General features: G+C 48.1%; 8 protein-coding genes. All 8 read left to right on the plus strand.

The features are described 5' to 3' along the window. Positions 1–24 precede the first annotated feature (24 nt). The 8 genes from DWX61_RS11555 (at position 25) to DWX61_RS11590 (ending at position 16772) form a co-directional block, all read left to right on the plus strand. Entirely contained in the window at positions 25–1728 is a 1704-nt protein-coding gene (locus tag DWX61_RS11555) for an AAA family ATPase (protein WP_118513696.1), read from the plus strand. 153 nt (positions 1729–1881) lie between these two features. Further along, positions 1882–2715 (plus strand): metal-dependent transcriptional regulator, encoded by an 834-nt coding sequence (locus DWX61_RS11560; protein WP_118513695.1) that lies wholly within the window; start codon positions 1882–1884, stop codon positions 2713–2715. Between the two features lie 10 nt (positions 2716–2725). Next, positions 2726–3559 (plus strand): hypothetical protein, encoded by an 834-nt coding sequence (locus DWX61_RS11565; protein WP_118513693.1) that lies wholly within the window; start codon positions 2726–2728, stop codon positions 3557–3559. Positions 3560–3822: 263 nt separating this feature from the next. Then, the gene (locus DWX61_RS11570) at positions 3823–8292 is read left to right on the plus strand and encodes an immunoglobulin-like domain-containing protein (protein ID WP_118625397.1); all 4470 of its coding nucleotides are present in this window, start codon (positions 3823–3825) and stop codon (positions 8290–8292) included. Between the two features lie 320 nt (positions 8293–8612). After that, the gene (locus DWX61_RS11575) at positions 8613–11366 is read left to right on the plus strand and encodes an immunoglobulin-like domain-containing protein (protein ID WP_118625399.1); all 2754 of its coding nucleotides are present in this window, start codon (positions 8613–8615) and stop codon (positions 11364–11366) included. A gap of 158 nt (positions 11367–11524) precedes the next feature. Continuing rightward, entirely contained in the window at positions 11525–14980 is a 3456-nt protein-coding gene (locus DWX61_RS11580; RefSeq protein ID WP_118625401.1) for a cobaltochelatase subunit CobN, read from the plus strand. Then, complete coding sequence (locus DWX61_RS11585; RefSeq protein WP_330674674.1) at positions 14977–15936, plus strand: magnesium chelatase ATPase subunit I; 960 nt, start codon at positions 14977–14979, stop codon at positions 15934–15936. The genes DWX61_RS11580 and DWX61_RS11585 overlap by 4 nt, the downstream gene beginning before the upstream one ends. A gap of 95 nt (positions 15937–16031) precedes the next feature. Next, complete coding sequence (locus tag DWX61_RS11590; protein WP_118625403.1) at positions 16032–16772, plus strand: VWA domain-containing protein; 741 nt, start codon at positions 16032–16034, stop codon at positions 16770–16772. Positions 16773–16889: the final 117 nt, after the last annotated feature.

Consider the following 16889-nt stretch of genomic DNA (forward strand, 5'->3'; position numbering starts at 1 on the left):
CAGGACAAACAGGAGCGTGATCATATGACAATGAAAAAAAAGAAGCTGCCTATAGGAATTGAAAATTTTGAAGAGCTGCAGAAAGAGGAGTTTTATTATGTGGATAAGACGAATCTGATCAGGGATTTACTGATGCAGTGGTCAAAAGTAAATCTTTTTACGCGCCCGCGCAGATTTGGAAAATCTTTGAATATGAGTATGCTGAAATATTTCTTTGAACCGGGTGGAGATAAGGAAATATTTAAAAAACTTGCAATCTCAGGGGAAACGGAAATTTGTGAGAAGTACATGGGAAAGTTTCCGGTAGTGTCAATTTCGTTGAAAGGAATAAATGGGGAATCTTACGAGAAGGCATGTGCAATGGCGGTGCAGGTGATTCAGAGTGAAGCGAGGCGTTTTCAGTACCTTCTGGAAAGCGAACGTCTGACCGCTTATGAAAAGAAAGTGTTTGCTTCTCTGCTGCGGGCAGATATGGGAGAGGATCTTTTATGCAGCAGCCTGAAAATTATGTCTGAGCTTCTTGAAAAACATCATGGATGCAAAGTGATTCTGCTGATCGATGAGTACGATGTGCCATTGGCAAAAGCTTTTGAGCGAGGCTATTATGATCAGATGGTCATATTCATCCGAAATATGTTTGAGTATGCCCTGAAAACAAATGACAGTCTGAAATTTGCGGTACTGACCGGGTGTATGCGCATTTCAAAAGAAAGTATTTTTACAGGATTGAACAATATTAAAGTTCTGTCTGTGGCAGACGTACAGTTTGATGAATACTTTGGTTTCACAGATCAGGAAGTAAAGGATATGCTGGATTATTACGGCTTTTCTGACAGGTATGATGAGGTAAAAGAATGGTATGATGGTTATCAGTTTGGAAATGTCGGAGTGTACTGCCCGTGGGATGTGATCAATTACTGTGACACTCTGAAAGCAGATCCGGATGCACAGCCGAGGAATTACTGGCTGAACACCAGCAGTAACGAGGCGGTTCGAAGATTTATCCGGGAGTCAGATCATGCAGCCACCAGACGGGAAATCGAAAATCTTGTGGCAGGAGAGGCGATCACGAAGGAAATCCATCAGGAACTGACATATAAAGATATGTATGATTCCATTGATAATTTGTGGAGTGTCCTGTTCACAACGGGATATCTTACCCAGAGGGGAAAGCCAGACGGAGATAACTTCCGGTTGGTGATCCCGAATGTTGAGATCAGAAAAATCTTCACTTCACAGATCATGGAGTTGTTCAAAGAAAGTGTTCCCAAAAACGGAGAAGCCCTGAGGAATTTTTGCCAGGCCCTGAGAAACGGGGACGCAAAGAGTGTGGAACGTCTGCTGGGAGAATATTTGAGAAAGACCATCAGTATTCGTGACACCTTTGTAAAAAGGCAGATGAAGGAGAATTTTTATCATGGTATTCTGATTGGCATCCTGGGATTTGCGGATACATGGAGCGTTTCTTCTAACAAAGAGTTCGGTGATGGTTACAGTGACATTCTGGTAGAAACGGATGATGGAGAAACCGGCATTATTCTGGAACTGAAATATGCGGAAGATGGAAAACTGGATGAATCCTGCCGAGAAGCGTTACGGCAGATAAATCTGCGGCGGTACGAAGAAGAACTTCTCGATGAAGGCGTTGAACATATTTTAAAATATGGGATTGCATTTTATAAAAAAAGATGCCGGGTAATGCTTGCTGATGTTGATACAGATCATTAAGCAATATATATTCCCACCGACCAGGTACAAACCAACCCCGGGCGGTGGGGATTTTTTTGCCCTCTTGACAGAAAACCTCCCCATCTCCTATAATAACAATTAGCCTGAACTAACATAGCCGCAAATACAAATAAAGTTCAGTATAGAAAAACCATGAAAAATGATCAGGATTTCACAGAAGAACTGGGCCACAGCATGCCTTCTTCCAAAAGAGAAACCGAGGAAGACATGCTGGAAGAGCTCTGTTCTCTTGCAAAAAAGGACGCCCGGATCACCATTCCGGAGATCTGCGGGCGGATGGAGATGACCCGGCGGGAAGTGCTGGCCTATCTGAAACAGCTCTCCGCACGGGGCTATGTAAAAACAGAAGAAAACAAATCCTACGTCCGTCTTACAGAGCTGGGATGCATCCGCGGAGAAGAATGCTGCCACCGTCATGAAACCTTCACCCAGTTTCTGGAGTATGTAGGCGTAAACAGCGAAACTGCAGAAGAAGACGCCTGCCGCATGGAACATGTGGCAAGCGAAGAGACCGTGCAGCAGATCCATAATTTCATCAACTACGGAAGCACCTTTGAGCGTGTCATGAAAAAAACAGACCTCCGGTATTACTACGAACCGGGAGACTACACCTTCATGATGGGCATCTACTACATGGAAAAAACCTGCCCGAGAAGACTGACCACAGAATTTAAAGACTACCGGGAACAGATCAGCCTCCACGTAAAAGAAGAAGACAGCTGCTTCGAACTCCTCCGCACAGACCAGACCAAGAACCGTCTGGATCTCTGGTACCGGGATCCGGAGACCGGCTGGATGAAAGCTGCCGAAAAAGACGGCAACCCGCTGATCCCTACTGGCGTATTTCAATATTTTCTCCGGCATCACGATCCGGTCATAGAAGGAACCGCCCTGGTGGCATTTGCCAGAGAAGGAGAGAACCCCATGGAGTGGAACAGCCGGGAGCTGGATGTACATATCTGGTAGGAGGAATCTTATGGAAAAAGAAAACACTGAAGGACTGCTCCATCCATCCATGCTGCAGATTCGCTATCTGACAGAACTGGCAAAAATAGGCAAAAAACGAGGCAGCGTGGCGCTGATCGCCGATACCTGCGGAGTCAGCCATGGCCCGGTAAGCCGCTTTTTTAAAGAATGCATTGGTGCAGGATACCTGAGTGAAGGCTATGAATTTACCGAAAAGGGTACCCGCGCACTGAAAACATACCAGAGGATCCTGAAAGAAGTCGGCGCCTATCTGGAACGGATCGGGATCGCGGCATCCGAGATCCCCGAAAAAACAAGACAGCTCATTGAGAACGTAGATTACAGCCTTCTCATGACAATGACCAGAAATTCCGGCCAGGTAAAGGAATCCCGAAACCAGACAAATGCAGAAAAAGGAAGCCTCTATTATCTGGATCATGTGCTGGAAAAAGGCCGCTTCGAAGTAGGAATTGCCATTTATCAGCTGAACACAGAAGGCACAACGAAGCTTTCCATGGCAAACAACGGGTTCGAGCATCTGGCCTGCATCCGGAACAATACCCGAGGAAGCTGGCTGGAATTGACCACCCGTGAGATGCACGCCCATTCCCGGATCGACGGGGCAGATATGCGGGGAAGGCTCTCATCCCTGAAATACGTAGACCAGGGCCAGCTCTACGAAGCCGCCATCCGGGAGGGCAAAGTTCGCATTCCCCTAAGTGCCTGCCGCTTCATGAAGACCCACCTGGGAAACGTAAAGGGAATGGTCTCCATCACCGTTACCTGCAGCGTAGGCAAAGCCCATATGCCGGAGAGCACCGCACTTCTGATGTTCTGGCTGTAGAAAATAATCAGACCGATTAAAAGCCGAAATGAAAAAAAATCGGCTTTTTTTTGTGCCAAAAATCCGGAAATGCCCATGTTTACGGGATTTTTGAAAAATATAAATGGTTCCCGCAGGGAACGGAAAACGAAAAAATAGTTGACCCAAACTAACACTTGTGATTAAATGACAGCAGAGAGTTAGACATGGGTAACAGGAGAGAATGTGCCCTGGCCTGCTTAAAAGAAGGGTGTGCGACACCTTACCACATAAGGAGGAAAGAAATGAGAAGAAAGAATTTATGGCTTCGCCTGTCATCCTGTACGATGGCAGCCTTGATTGCAACAACATCCATCGTGCCGGTATCTGCGGCAGAAGTGGATTTCCAGGATGAAGCTTCCGCAGACATTGCAGAGGAAGCTGCAGAAGAAGTACAGGAAGCAGCTGGCGATGAGACAGAGGACGTGACACTTGCTACCGACGAGAATGCAGAGCAGGGAGAGACAGAAGACGCAGCAGAGGCTGAGCTTGCTGTCGAGGACGGCTTCTCTGACGGAGAAAGTGATGCGGCGCTGGTACAGGAGAGCCCGGCAGCTGAACTTACCGGTACGGTACAGACTGGTTTTGGAAGCACAAACACCAATCTGGAAAAAGGCAGCTACGAAGTAACGGTATCCATGATGAAGGCAGACGATACCACAGCAGCATCCATGGCAAACGCCTGCATCGCAGGAAAAGGAACTCTGGTAGTAGCAGAAGACGGAAGCGCTAAACTGACCGTACCGATCCAGGCCATCACCATGATGGGACAGACTGTTTATGCAACAGACTGGAAGGTATACAAGGGAGCTGTAGGAACGGAAGCGACAGCAGCAGAGTATACAACCGATAAAGACGGAAATGTAAACAGCATTACATTCGCAATCCCGGATAAAGCCCAGGACGGCGTATATGTAACCATGACTATGGCAGCAGGAAGAACACAGGATGCATTTCTGAAAGCTGATTATGCAAACGCAGAGAAGGATGCCGCAGCAGTAGACACATCCGCACTGGAGGCAACCATCGCACAGGCAGATGCCCTTGATGAGATGGCATACACCAAGGCATCCTGGGACGGAAATAAGGATGCCATTGATGCAGCTAAGACAGCAGCCAAAGCAGCACTGGAGAAAAAAGAATCTCAGGAGGCTGTGGATGCGGCGAATACTGCACTGGCAGATGTAGTAAGCAAACTTGAAGCAGCTGGTGACCCGGCAGAACTTCTGGCACTTCTTGACCAGGCAAAAGCAATGGTAGAAACAGATTATACTGTAGAAAGTGTACAGCAGTGGTGGAAAAATCTTCAGACTTCGATCACAAATGCGGAAACAGCAATCAATGGCCGTGAGACAGAAAAGGTTCTTGCAAGCAAGAAAAGTTTTCTGAACACTCCGATAGGACGTCTGGTAAAAGCTTACGATACAACAGTATTATTACAGAAGCTTACAGAAGCAGAGGCACTGAAAGAGGAAGATTATACGGAAGACAGCTGGAAAGAGGCAGGCCTTGCAGCTGTGATTCAGAGAGCAAAAGATGTCATTGACAATCGTGGAAGTAAAGATGAGGTAAAAGGTGCTGCCAATGAACTGGAAACAGCAATGGATAAACTGATAGCAGTTTCCATGGAAGTGACAGTTGGACGTGGAGATTTCGTAAAGAAACTCACACCTGGAACCTACAGCCTTCCGATCAATCTTCTGAATGCAGGACATATTGATGCTACACAGCAGTATACAACCAAAGATTACATGAAACATACATCCATGGCATCCGGATGCTTCACAGGAGATGCAACTCTGGTAATCCATGAAGATGGAACTGCAACTCTTACAACTGGTTTAGGAGCAGTTACTTCTGATGCTTTGGGATCTGCACAGTCCGGTGGTGCAGATGACTGGTCCATTTATGAAAATACTCAGGATTTCCTCAATGGAACTGCAAATTCTGCTAAAGGTGCCCGTTATAAAGCACATGTAGATAAATTGGGTATCCTTGGAGGAAAGAGAAAACCGACCAAGATTAGCTTTACTGTGCCGGATCTGAAACAGAACGTAGTTGCAACCCGTATGCACATTGAGATCATGGGCGTTTATCAGGATGCCTGCATTGGCCTTGACTGGAATAATGTAAAGAAAGTAAGCGATGATACAAGTGCAACTTCTACCGTAGAAAAAACTTACGAGATCGCACCGGATGTACAGACACAGCTTGAGAACATGAAAGCAGGAAGTACTGTAAAACTGGATGCAGATGTGACTCTCAGTGATGACTTGATCATCCGTGGCGGTACCTTGGATCTCAATGGTCATGCACTGAACCAGGCAGACAACCTGATCCGTATCAAAGGTGATGTAACGATCATCGACAGCAGTACGGAAAAAACAGGTAAGCTCACCCGTGAGAAATATGTAAGCAATACGAATTCCAGTGCTTCCATTACTGTAGAAAAGGGATCCTTGTCTGCAGAAGGTGTTACGATTGACGGACAGATTGGAAATGCAATGTCTTATAATTCACTGAATTATCTGGCTGGACTTCCTCGTGTTGCGGTATCACTGAAAAACTGTGCACTGGTTAATACATTACAAGCTGTAGGCAATACTACAAGTAATAATAATGTATATTTTAGTAATATGTCCAACGGAATTGATGTGACAGTAGATAATTGTACATCTGATAAGGGAATGGAAGTTTCCTCCTGTGTGGGAGAAAAAGTTTCGGTTACAAATTCAACACTGTGGAGCTATAGTCAGTATAGTAATGAAGGTGGTGCTGCAACATTTACCGGTAATACAGTAAGTGGTAGTGTTACTATTAAAGCAGATGAACTCACGGTCAGAGCTGATAAAATCAGCAATGGTATAACCTTTAGTGGTAATGGTGATGTTACACTGGAAAACATGGATGTTTCAACTAATGACTCCCGTGGAGCAGCTGTTAAATCATACGGAACAGGAACTGTAACAATCAAAAGCGGTGTTTACACTTCTGAAGGTAAGAGAGGCTATGCAATCAATTCGTCTGGAGCACCGGTAGTAATCGAAGGTGGTTATTTCAAGAGTGCGAATAAGCTTGTAAATAATAATTCATACAAAACTCCTGCAAATAAAAAACTGGGAGAAGTAACAGAAGGTGATTATGCTGGATATTATACACTGGTAGATGATCTGGATGGAACTGTTGCAGATCCGGTAGCAACCATCTACAATGCAGATGGCAGTGAAGCAGAGAAACTGGGAGAGGATAAAGCAGACCTGATCGTTTCTTTTGCCGGTGAAGGACAGACAGTAAAACTGAACAAAGATATCAGCACAAGTTCTGAAACAAACTACAAGAATATGACACTGGATCTGAATGGACATACACTGACACTTGCACAGGGAATGGTTTCTTTCAGTGGAACTTGCCGTGTGATTGACAGTTCTGCAGATAAGAGTGGAAAATTGGTGGCTAATGGATGGGCATTTACTTCTCAGCAGAATTTTGACTCTGGCCTGATTCTTGATAATGTAACTTGTGAAACACCAGTGCTTCAGTATGTTTCTATTGGTAAATTATACGTTATCAATGGTACTAAAATTATTGGAACAACAGTAATTAATCCGGCAATAGGTTCCGGCGCTGCATATGTTCAGGATAGTACATGGACATTTGGAGCGCAGGATGAAGACGGAAATGCTGTAGATGGACAGGCCCTTCTTGAAAATACAGTAAGAGCTGCCCAGTATACAATTACCAAGAACGAAGATGGTTCTTTCTCAGTAGCATCTACAGATTTTGGTAAAAACATGAGAGCTTTTGAAGCTCTGGATGCTTCTGCTTACACTAAGGCAAGCTACAAGGCAGCAAAAGATCTCTATGACACACTGGATGGAACAATCGATGAGGATATCACAGAAGAGCAGATCAAAGCATTCAACGATGCAGTAACCGCTCTTCAGCCGGTAGCTACAGAGACTTCTATCAACGCTCTGAAATCTGCCATCACAGCAGCCAAAAAGGTAAAAGCAGCAGACTACACCGCAGCATCCTACAAGACATACAAAGCAGCCATCACAGCCGCAGAGACAGTCCTGAATGGTGAAGATTTCTCCGATACAGAGGTAACAGCAGCAACCAAGGCTCTTACCGATGCCAAGGCAAAACTTGTCAAGCTGAAAACACAGTCCATCACCGTTTCTGTAAAGAACACCAAAAATGTGGTTTCCAAGAAATACGGTGACAAGGCATTCTCCCTTGGAGCAAAAGCGAAGACTACTTTAACTTACAAGTCTTCTAACACAAAGATCGCAACTGTAGACAGAAAAGGTAAAGTTACCATCAAAGCTGCCGGTACTGTAAAGATCACCATCAACGCAAAAGCAACCAGCACTTATAAAGCAGCAACAGCCAAAGTACTGACTATCAAGATCGCTAAGAAAGCTCCGACCATCAAGACAAAGATCGGAACCAAGAACCTTTCTTACAACGCTCTGAAGAAGAAAACACAGGTATTTACACTTGGCACTTCTGTAAACAGCAAAGGTACTTTAACTTACAAGAAACTTTCCGGATCCAGAGCAGTTTCCGTAAACAGCAAGACCGGTAAGCTCACAGTTAAAAAAGGCCTCAGGAAAGGCACTTACAGAGTAAAAGTTCAGATCAAATCCGCAGCAAAAGGCAACTACACTGCAGGAAGCAGAACTGTAACCGTAACTGTAAGAGTTAAATAATTTACGGATCTTCGGATCAACAGATTCCACTTATGTGAAATCCCTCGGCTTTTTCTCCTGAAAGCCGGGGGATTTTGTCAATATCGATTAAAGGCCGAAATGAAAAAAAATCGGCCTTTTTTTGTGCCGAAAGTCCGGAAAAGCCTGTATTTAAAGCATTTTTAAAATTTTAAAACCGTTCCCGTAAGGAACCAAAGGCGAAAAAACAGTTGACTGAGACTAACAATCGTGGTTACAATGCCAGTATAGAGTTAGCCTGAGACAACAAGCGGCTATTTGTCCGGGCACAAAAGCACAAATAACAGAAAGGCAGAGAAAGAATGAAAAAGAAAGTAATCGCAGTTCTTCTTGCCTCCATGATGGCAACTTCCATGGTTCCGGTAACGGCCATGGCAGAGGATCAGCCTGACGTAGTGAGCGCAGAAGAGACACAGGACCAGGGATTTTTTGAAGAAGAAACCGATGTGCAGGAAGCGGAGACAAAAGCTCCGGCAGAAGAGGAATCCCAAGAAGAAGATTCCCGGGACGCTGTAGAGCTGGAGAAGAGCGAAGATGCAGATTCTCTGGATCTTTCCCAGGATACGTTAGAGAGCGATTCTGATGAGGCAGATCCTTTCGGCCTTACCGATGGAACCGCACCGGCAGCAGAAGCAGCCGGAACAGTGACTCTTAACGGAGTTGCTTTTGATACTGCAAAAACCTACATCGTTCCGCTGACTCTGAAAAATGCCCACAATCTGGAGCAGGACAGTGCGGCAGTTGCATGCCCGGGTAAATTCGGAACCCTGACATTTGACGCAGACGGAACTCCGAAGATTTCCACAAACCTTCGAAGCGTAACCGTGGGAACGCTTACCGATTATGCCTATGATTTCAAGATCTATCAGGGAACAAAGTCGTCTGGGGAGACGGTGGCTGCGGATATCGTGGCAGCACAGACGGTAGCCAAGGCAGATGGAAACGGAAACCATGAAGTTCCGGAAACCATCTCCTTTGCCATTCCGAAAGATGCGTACAACACAACAGGCGTATACTTAAGCATGTATGTAGATGCCATGGGCTATGCGCCGGATGCTTATCTTCAGATTGACTATGCAGGAGCCAAGGAGTCCGGAGATCCGTCTCTGAATTTTACTACAGAGATCAGCACAGCCGAGGTGGAGCAGTTTGGTAATTACAATGTTACCTCCCAGGTGACGGTAAAGGATGGCCGTATTACCGATGTTGCCCTTGCAGGAAATGATTTCAAGGGAACCCATGCGGACGATAACCAGATGTACCTGAACAAGGCCATCAATGGTCTTGGCAGCACAAAGGGTATGAAGGAAAAGCTTACCGGCCTCTATATGAACGATGCCCAGAAGCTCAACGATCTGGATACTGTTTCCGGAGCAACCTATTCTTCCAACGCCATAAAGAACGCCACCATGAATGCCCTTGGTGTAAAGATCGAGCAGGAAGTGATCCCGGATGCCCCGACAGAAAAACCGGCGCCAGGTCTTTACTACATCGAGATGAAAGACCGTACAGACGTGGTTGATCATGGACTGGTTGGCGAGAGCAAGAAAGTCGGCGCATATCTTCGTGTGGACAATGATGGAAAAATGTGGCTGACCTACAAGATGGTTTCCGGAACGACCGGAGAGCCGCTGTATGTTCTTGGCTATAACGGATATTATCCAAACGGTGATACTACACAGCCTCTTACAAAAGAAGGCGTAACATATTCCACAGAGAGCACAACAGCTCCGACCATCGGTGACTGCACGGTTGTTACGGATATCACAGTTCCTCTTGACGGCATCAGCCAGACCTATGTGAATAACGTATATCTCTATGTGGAAGCTATGAAAAACCTTAACGGCGAAGTTTCCGGTGTATACTTTGACGCAGGTAAGTTCAACATCAATTCCACCATTACTCTGTACTGGGATACTCTTTATAATCTTTCTGAGGATTCCGGCGCAACAGAGCTTGCAAAGCTTTCCGACGGTGTTTACAAGCTTAGCGGTGAGATGGTAAAGGTAAACAAGGTGGATATGTCTATGAGCAACAATGCCATCAACCACAACATCAAACTGGTAGTAAAGAACGGTGTTCCATATGTGAACATGAACTTCAACAGCCTGACCATCACTTCTCTGAAGGGATATCTGAAGGATCTGAACTACTATGCGAGTGGTTATGAGGTTTCCAAGACAGGAGAGCCAAGCGGAACTCTGGTTCCGGTAACTGTAAATTCTCTTCAGAAGTTCTCTAACGGAAAGACTCTGAAGGATGATTTCGGAACGGATTATCCTAATGATATTACGTTCCCGCTGTGCGAAGAGGCTCTGGAAGGAAATAATGAGATCCCGCTTCAGGTATTCGTTCCGATCATGGATGCCATCACTCCTGGTTCCGGAAAACAGAACGTTTATCTGCGCCTGGATTATTCCACACTGAAAGAGACCACAGATGCAGATGCAGATTTCGCTGAGACTGAGAAGGCTCCGACAGATCCTTCCACCATCAAGAAACAGGCAGCACAGAGCATCACAGTTGCAGTAAAGAACACCAAAAATGTGGTTTCCAAAAAATACGGTGACAAGGCATTCTCCCTTGGAGCAAAGGCAAAGACAGCCATGACTTACAAGTCCTCCAACACAAAAGTTGCCACTGTAGACAGAAAAGGTAAAGTGACTATCAAAGCTGCCGGAACCGCAAAGATCACCATCGCTGCAAAAGCGACCAGCAGTTACAAAGCTGCCACAAAGACCCTGACTGTCAAAGTTGCCAAGGCAGCACCGGTCCTGAAGACAAAGATTACATCCAAAAATGTTTCCTACAGTGCACTTCGTAAGAAAGCACAGGCGTTCACTCTTGGCACTTCCGTGACCAGCAAGGGAAAACTGACCTATGCAAAAACAGCAGGAAACTCTGCATTTACCGTAAATAAGACAAACGGAAAGATCACGGTAAAGAAGGGCCTGAAGAAAGGTACCTACAAGATCAAAGTGAAGATTTCCGCAAAAGCGACTGCAAACTACAATGCAGGAACAAAGACAGTTCTTGTTACTGTAAGAGTGAAATAAGCTCTGAAAAATTGATAACCTGACAAATTTCCCCCTCATCCGGCCCATGCTTCCCCTGGCATACGGCAGGACAGAGGGGGATTTTTTGCAGAGGGTATGTTATACTTGATACAGCGGAGGAGTTTTTACAGATCGATACAGACAGGAGAAGGGATTTTATGAAGATTACGATAACAGCGGTTTCCGTACCTGCTCTCCGGCAGATCCAGGCATTCCGGAAACGTTATGAACAGCAGTACCCGGAGGATGATCTGACCATCGTCTGTTTCTATGTTGCGGGACAGGAACAGCGATACGTTCTGGAACCGGAAAAGATTATAACTGATATCGCTACGGCAGATGTGGCGGTGGTGGATACCATGGGGGCTTCCGAAGAGTTTCAGGAGATCGTGGCAAAGGGCCTCGAAGCCTGTAGGGGGCACCGGATCGTCATTGGAAACGCACTTAGGGACTATATCCGCCTGGGTTCTTTTTCCATGGGTGCCATGGGAAAAATGATGAAAGGCTCCGGCGGGAAAAAAGATCCCGGGAATGTGCCCGGGACGTCCGGGACCGACGGCACAGAGGTATCCGGCACCGGTGAGAAAAAATCATCCGCCGGTGCACTTACAAAAATGCACCGGATGCGGCGGATGGCAATGATGATGGGAAATGTGCTGCCTTTTGGTGTCACCCGGGATATGAAGAACGTGTTTCTTCTGATCGATTACTGGCAGCAGGCCACCAGGACAGATATGGAATCTTTTATGTATCTTATCCTCCGGCAGTACGGCGGACGAAAATTTCTCCCGAAGGAGAAACCCTGTACCATGGAGTACGGCGTCTATCTGAAAGATCCTTTTTCCATGGAAACCTGGGATACACCGGCGAAATTCTGGAAGAAGGCGGCTTTTGACAGTCAGCGGGAAACCGTGGCTCTGCTTTTTTACGGACATTCCTATCCCAATGATTTTCTGCCGGTAGTACAGGCTCTGGCAGAGAAACTGGGAGAGAGGTACAACCTGCTTCCTATTGCATTTTCCCAGAATGAGAACGGGGATCTGAAGAAACTGCGGGCATTTCTCATGCAGAAGAAAACACCGGTTTCGGCAGTGGTCAATCTGATGCCCTTCCGCCTGGGTGCAGGGCCCATGGGTGGAGATGCGGATCAGGCGGTGGAAATCCTGAAAGAACTGGATGTTCCCTATTTCAAACCCTTCTGCCTGACCAGAGCTTCCGGGGAGGAATGGGAGAGGGCGGATGCCGTGAATCCCGGAGAGTTTCTTATCAGCATCCTGCTTCCGGAGCTGGACGGCGGGATCCTTACATTTCCGGTAGGGGTTATGGGAAGTGGAAGCACAGAGGGAGAAGATTCTGTCTTTCCACAGCTGGAACCCATAGCGGAGCGGGTCGATATCTTTGTGGCGCGCCTTTTCCGGATGCTGGAACTTAGAAAGAAAAAACGGGAAGAGAAGCGGCTGGCGGTGATCTTTTATAATTATCCCCCGGGGGAGAGCAATGTGTTCGGAGGAGCATTTCTGGATACCTTTGCCTCGGCATCCAGACTGCTTGAGGGGCTGAAAGAGGCCGGCTATGATACAGAGGGACGCTCTCCCGAAGAGCTTCAGGAAGTGTTTGTCACAGGCGGACACTGCAACCTGCCCCAATGGTGCGAGGAAGGGGAAGGAGGGATCACCTGGGAGTTTGGGGGAGAAGAATATCCCATCCGGGGGATCTGTGTGGGAAATGTTTTTCTGGGACTGCAGCCCCTTCGCGACCCGGAGGGAGAAAGCGGGGATCCGGGAAGATATCACGACCGGAACCGGAAGCCTTCCGGGGAATATCAGGCCTTTTATCACTGGATCCGTGAGGGATTTCAGGCGGACGCCATGATCCACTTCGGCACCCACGGCACACTGGAATTTCTGCCCGGAAAAGATAACGGCATGACCGGAAGCTGCTGGCCGGATCAGCTGGTGGGAGAGATCCCACATTTCTATTACTATTATATAGGAAATCCTTCGGAGGCCATGATCGCCAAGCGCCGTTCCCTGGCAACGCTTGTAAGCTATCAGGCACCGGAGCTTAAAAAGAGCGGTCTGTATGGAGATTATCAGGAACTCAGGGAAATGATCGGAGAGTACCGGGAGAGCATCCAGAGTGCACCGGAGCGGTGCGGGGATCTTCTTTTGAACATCGCAAAAGCAGGGAAGAGCTGCGGATTTCTGGAAGGAGATTCCGGAGAAAACTGCTCGGAAAAAGATCTGGATCTTCTGGAAGAGAGGCTTTATGAGTATGAAAACAGTCTGATCACCGATGGTCTTCACGAGATCAACGAGACAGAACTTAACGGGCTGGTACATGGACTGGACGGCGGCTATGTTCCGGTGGGAACGGCAGGAGATGTGGTAAAGAATCCGTCGATCCTGCCTTCCGGACGGAATCTGGTGCAGTTTGACCCAAGGCTGGTGCCCACCAGAACGGCCTGTGAGCGGGGAATGAAGGCGGCGCAGCTTTCGGTGGAGGCTTATCATGAGAAGACGGGAACGTATCCGGATACTACGGCGCTGATCCTCTGGGGACTGGAGACTTCCAGAAGCCAGGGTGAGACTATCGGACAGATCCTGTATTATCTGGGCATCCGCCTGAAAACGGAAAAGAGCAGTTACGATGACCGGCTGGAGGTGATTCCCACCGAGGAGCTGGACCGGCCACGTATGGACGTGGTGATCCACATCTGCGGATTTTTCCGGGACATGTATCCAAACCTGATCGATAACTTAAATGCCATGCTCCGGCAGATCCTCCGGCTTGAGGAAGGACCGGAAAAGAGTTATTTTACGGCAAATACCAGAAAGATGGCAGAAGAGCTCCAGAGATCCCATCCCGAAATGGAGGAACGGGAAGCCTGGGATCTGGCATCCTGCAGGATCTTTGGCCCAAAAGAAGGGGAGTATGGAACCCGGCTTACGGATGTTGTGCGAAAAGGCAGCTGGAAGGATGCGGCAGAGATCGGAAGTTCTTTTACTGAGGATCTCTCTTACGGGTATTCCTTCCGGAGGCGAGGAGTGAAAGCCGAAGAAGTGCTGGCCGGGCAGTATGACCATGTGGATTTTATTTCCCAGGTGCGCAACAATGTGGAGTATGAGCTGACAGATCTGGATCACTATTATGAATTTTACGGCGGACTTGCCAGAGCCGTGGAGAACAAAAAAGGCAGCAAACCGGTCATGCTGGTGGCAGATACCACCGGTGAGGCGGTGAAGGTGCAGGATCTTAAGAGTTCTCTGGAGCGTGGGATCGCCACAAGGCTTCTAAACCCTGAATGGATTCAGGGGATGATGCGCCATGATTATCACGGTGTGCAGCAGATCGCGAAACGGTTTGAGAATGTGATGGGGTTTGCAGCCTCCACCGATGCGGTGACAGGCGAGACCTTTTCCCGGATGACCCGGTGCTATGCCGGGGATGAAAAACTCCGGAAACAGATGCAGCAAAGCAACAAATGGGCATACATGAAGATGATGGAGCGGCTGATGGAAGCCAGCAACCGGGGCTATTTTGAGGCAACAGAAGAAGAACTGTCCCAGATCCGTGAGGCATATCTGGAGGCAGAAGGAGAGGCGGAAGAATGATGCGGGAAAAAACTTATGATTATCCATTTACGGCCATTGTAGGCCAGGAACCTATGAAGGAGGCCATCCTTATCAATCTGGTGAACCCGTCTGCAGGCGGGGTGCTGATCCGTGGACAGAAGGGAACGGCCAAGACCACTGCGGTGCGTGCTATCCCGGGACTTATGAAGGACTGCCGGGTGGTGGAGATCCCTGCCAATGCCACAGAAGACCGTGTGGCAGGAACCATCGACATCGAAGCCGCACTGAAAGACGGGGAAAAACAGTTCCAGCCAGGTCTTCTGAAAGAGGCAGACGGAAATATCCTCTATGTGGATGAGATCAATCTTCTGGATGATCATATCGTGGATCTGTTACTGGATGCGGCGGCAACGGGGCGCAATACCGTGGAGAGAGAAGGGATTTCCTGTACCCATTCTGCCCGGTTTGTACTGATCGGTTCCATGAACCCGGAGGAGGGAAACCTGCGGCCGCAGCTTCTGGACCGTTTTGGCATGGTGGTGGATGTGGAAGCAGAGACAGACGTGGATAAGCGGGTGCAGATCATTGAGAACCGGATGGCCTATGAGAAAAATCCGGGGTATTTCTGCCGGAAGTACAAGGAGTCTCAGGAAGAGCTTTCCGAGAGAATCCGCAGTGCCAGAGAGCTTCTGCCGACGGTGCGTGTCCCAAAGGAGCTGTTAAGGCTGGCGGCACAGATCTGTGTTGCCTACGGCACTGACGGCCACCGGGCGGATATCGGAATGATCCGGACTGCACAGACCATTGCCGCACTGGAAGGCCGGAAAAAGGCTTCCCGGGAGGATCTTGAGCGGGCTGCCCGGTATGTTCTGCCTCACCGGATGCGGAAAAATCCTCTGGAAGACGGACAGATGGATCCTCAGGTAATGGAAGAGATTCTTTCCGCCGGGAAAAAGAGCTCCAGGGAGCCGGAAGCTTCCGGGGAGGGTGACTAGATCCGGGGAAAGGAAGACGGGCAGATTCTGAAGAAGTATTCCTTCCTGTAAAACAGAGCGGAAGAGAGTATTCGGTACTGGAAGTTCTGGAGGGGATGAAACAGGAGATCTTTCTGAAAAGAGAGCAGCAGTCCCGGAAAGAATGGCTTCCGGGTGGGAAACACAGTGGTTCTCTGGTGATCCCCTCCGGTCAGGAAGAGATTTTGCGAGCCGGTGAGGTGGATCTTCCGGCGTCCGTCCGGGCGGCGCTGGAGAGCGGCAGGATCCGGGGAGAGGACCGGGAGATCGGAGCGTGTGACCTCCGGCTGAAACGCTTCCGGAGAAAAAATAAGGTGTCTGTTTTATTTCTGGTGGATGCCAGTCGTTCCCAGGGGGCAAAAGAGAGGCTTTCTTTTGCGAAAAGTGCGGTACTTTCCATTCTGCGGCGGGCGTATAGCGACAGGGACCGGGCAGGAATGGTGGTTTTCGGGAACCGGAAAGCAGAACTGATCCTGCCTTTTACCAGAAGTGTGGATTTTGCGGCAAGGCCCATGGAAGAGCTGAAGGCCAGAGGGAATACACCTCTTGCCATGGGGATCCGAAAGGCCCTGAAAGTCCTGGAGACGGAAAAACGGAAGAATCCGGAAGAGACCGGGATTCTGGTGATGCTCACTGACGGCAAGGCCAACTTTGACACCCGGGAGGGAAAGCCCTGGTCTCTTGCCCTTAAGGCGGCTGAGGAGCTGAAACGAAAAGGCGTGCCGGTGTTGGTAATCGATACGGAAAATTCCGTGTTCGGCATGGGGCTGGCCAGACAGTTATCCGATGCGGCAGGCGGGAAATATGTGAAGCTCTGACCGGAAGCTCTGTGTGAAAAAAAGCCGGATATCCAGGTGTATCCGGGATCTTGATTAAAGACCGAAATGAAAAAATTTCGGTCTTTTTTTTGTCGAAAAATCAGGAACATGGCGGAT

The sequence above is a fragment of the Ruminococcus sp. AF20-12LB genome, from assembly GCF_003478985.1.
Taxonomy (GTDB): Bacteria; Bacillota; Clostridia; order Lachnospirales; family Lachnospiraceae; genus Blautia_A.

Bases quoted from the DNA above. Each gene is read 5' to 3' on its own strand.
- DWX61_RS11570 (WP_118625397.1), top strand. From the start codon at position 3,823: ATGAGAAGAAAGAATTTATGGCTTCGCCTGTCATCCTGTACGATGGCA.
- DWX61_RS11580 (WP_118625401.1), top strand. From the start codon at position 11,525: ATGAAGATTACGATAACAGCGGTTTCCGTACCTGCTCTCCGGCAGATC.
- DWX61_RS11565 (WP_118513693.1), top strand. From the start codon at position 2,726: ATGGAAAAAGAAAACACTGAAGGACTGCTCCATCCATCCATGCTGCAG.
- DWX61_RS11575 (WP_118625399.1), top strand. From the start codon at position 8,613: ATGAAAAAGAAAGTAATCGCAGTTCTTCTTGCCTCCATGATGGCAACT.
- DWX61_RS11590 (WP_118625403.1), top strand. From the start codon at position 16,032: ATGAAACAGGAGATCTTTCTGAAAAGAGAGCAGCAGTCCCGGAAAGAA.
- DWX61_RS11555 (WP_118513696.1), top strand. From the start codon at position 25: ATGACAATGAAAAAAAAGAAGCTGCCTATAGGAATTGAAAATTTTGAA.
- DWX61_RS11585 (WP_330674674.1), top strand. From the start codon at position 14,977: ATGATGCGGGAAAAAACTTATGATTATCCATTTACGGCCATTGTAGGC.
- DWX61_RS11560 (WP_118513695.1), top strand. From the start codon at position 1,882: ATGAAAAATGATCAGGATTTCACAGAAGAACTGGGCCACAGCATGCCT.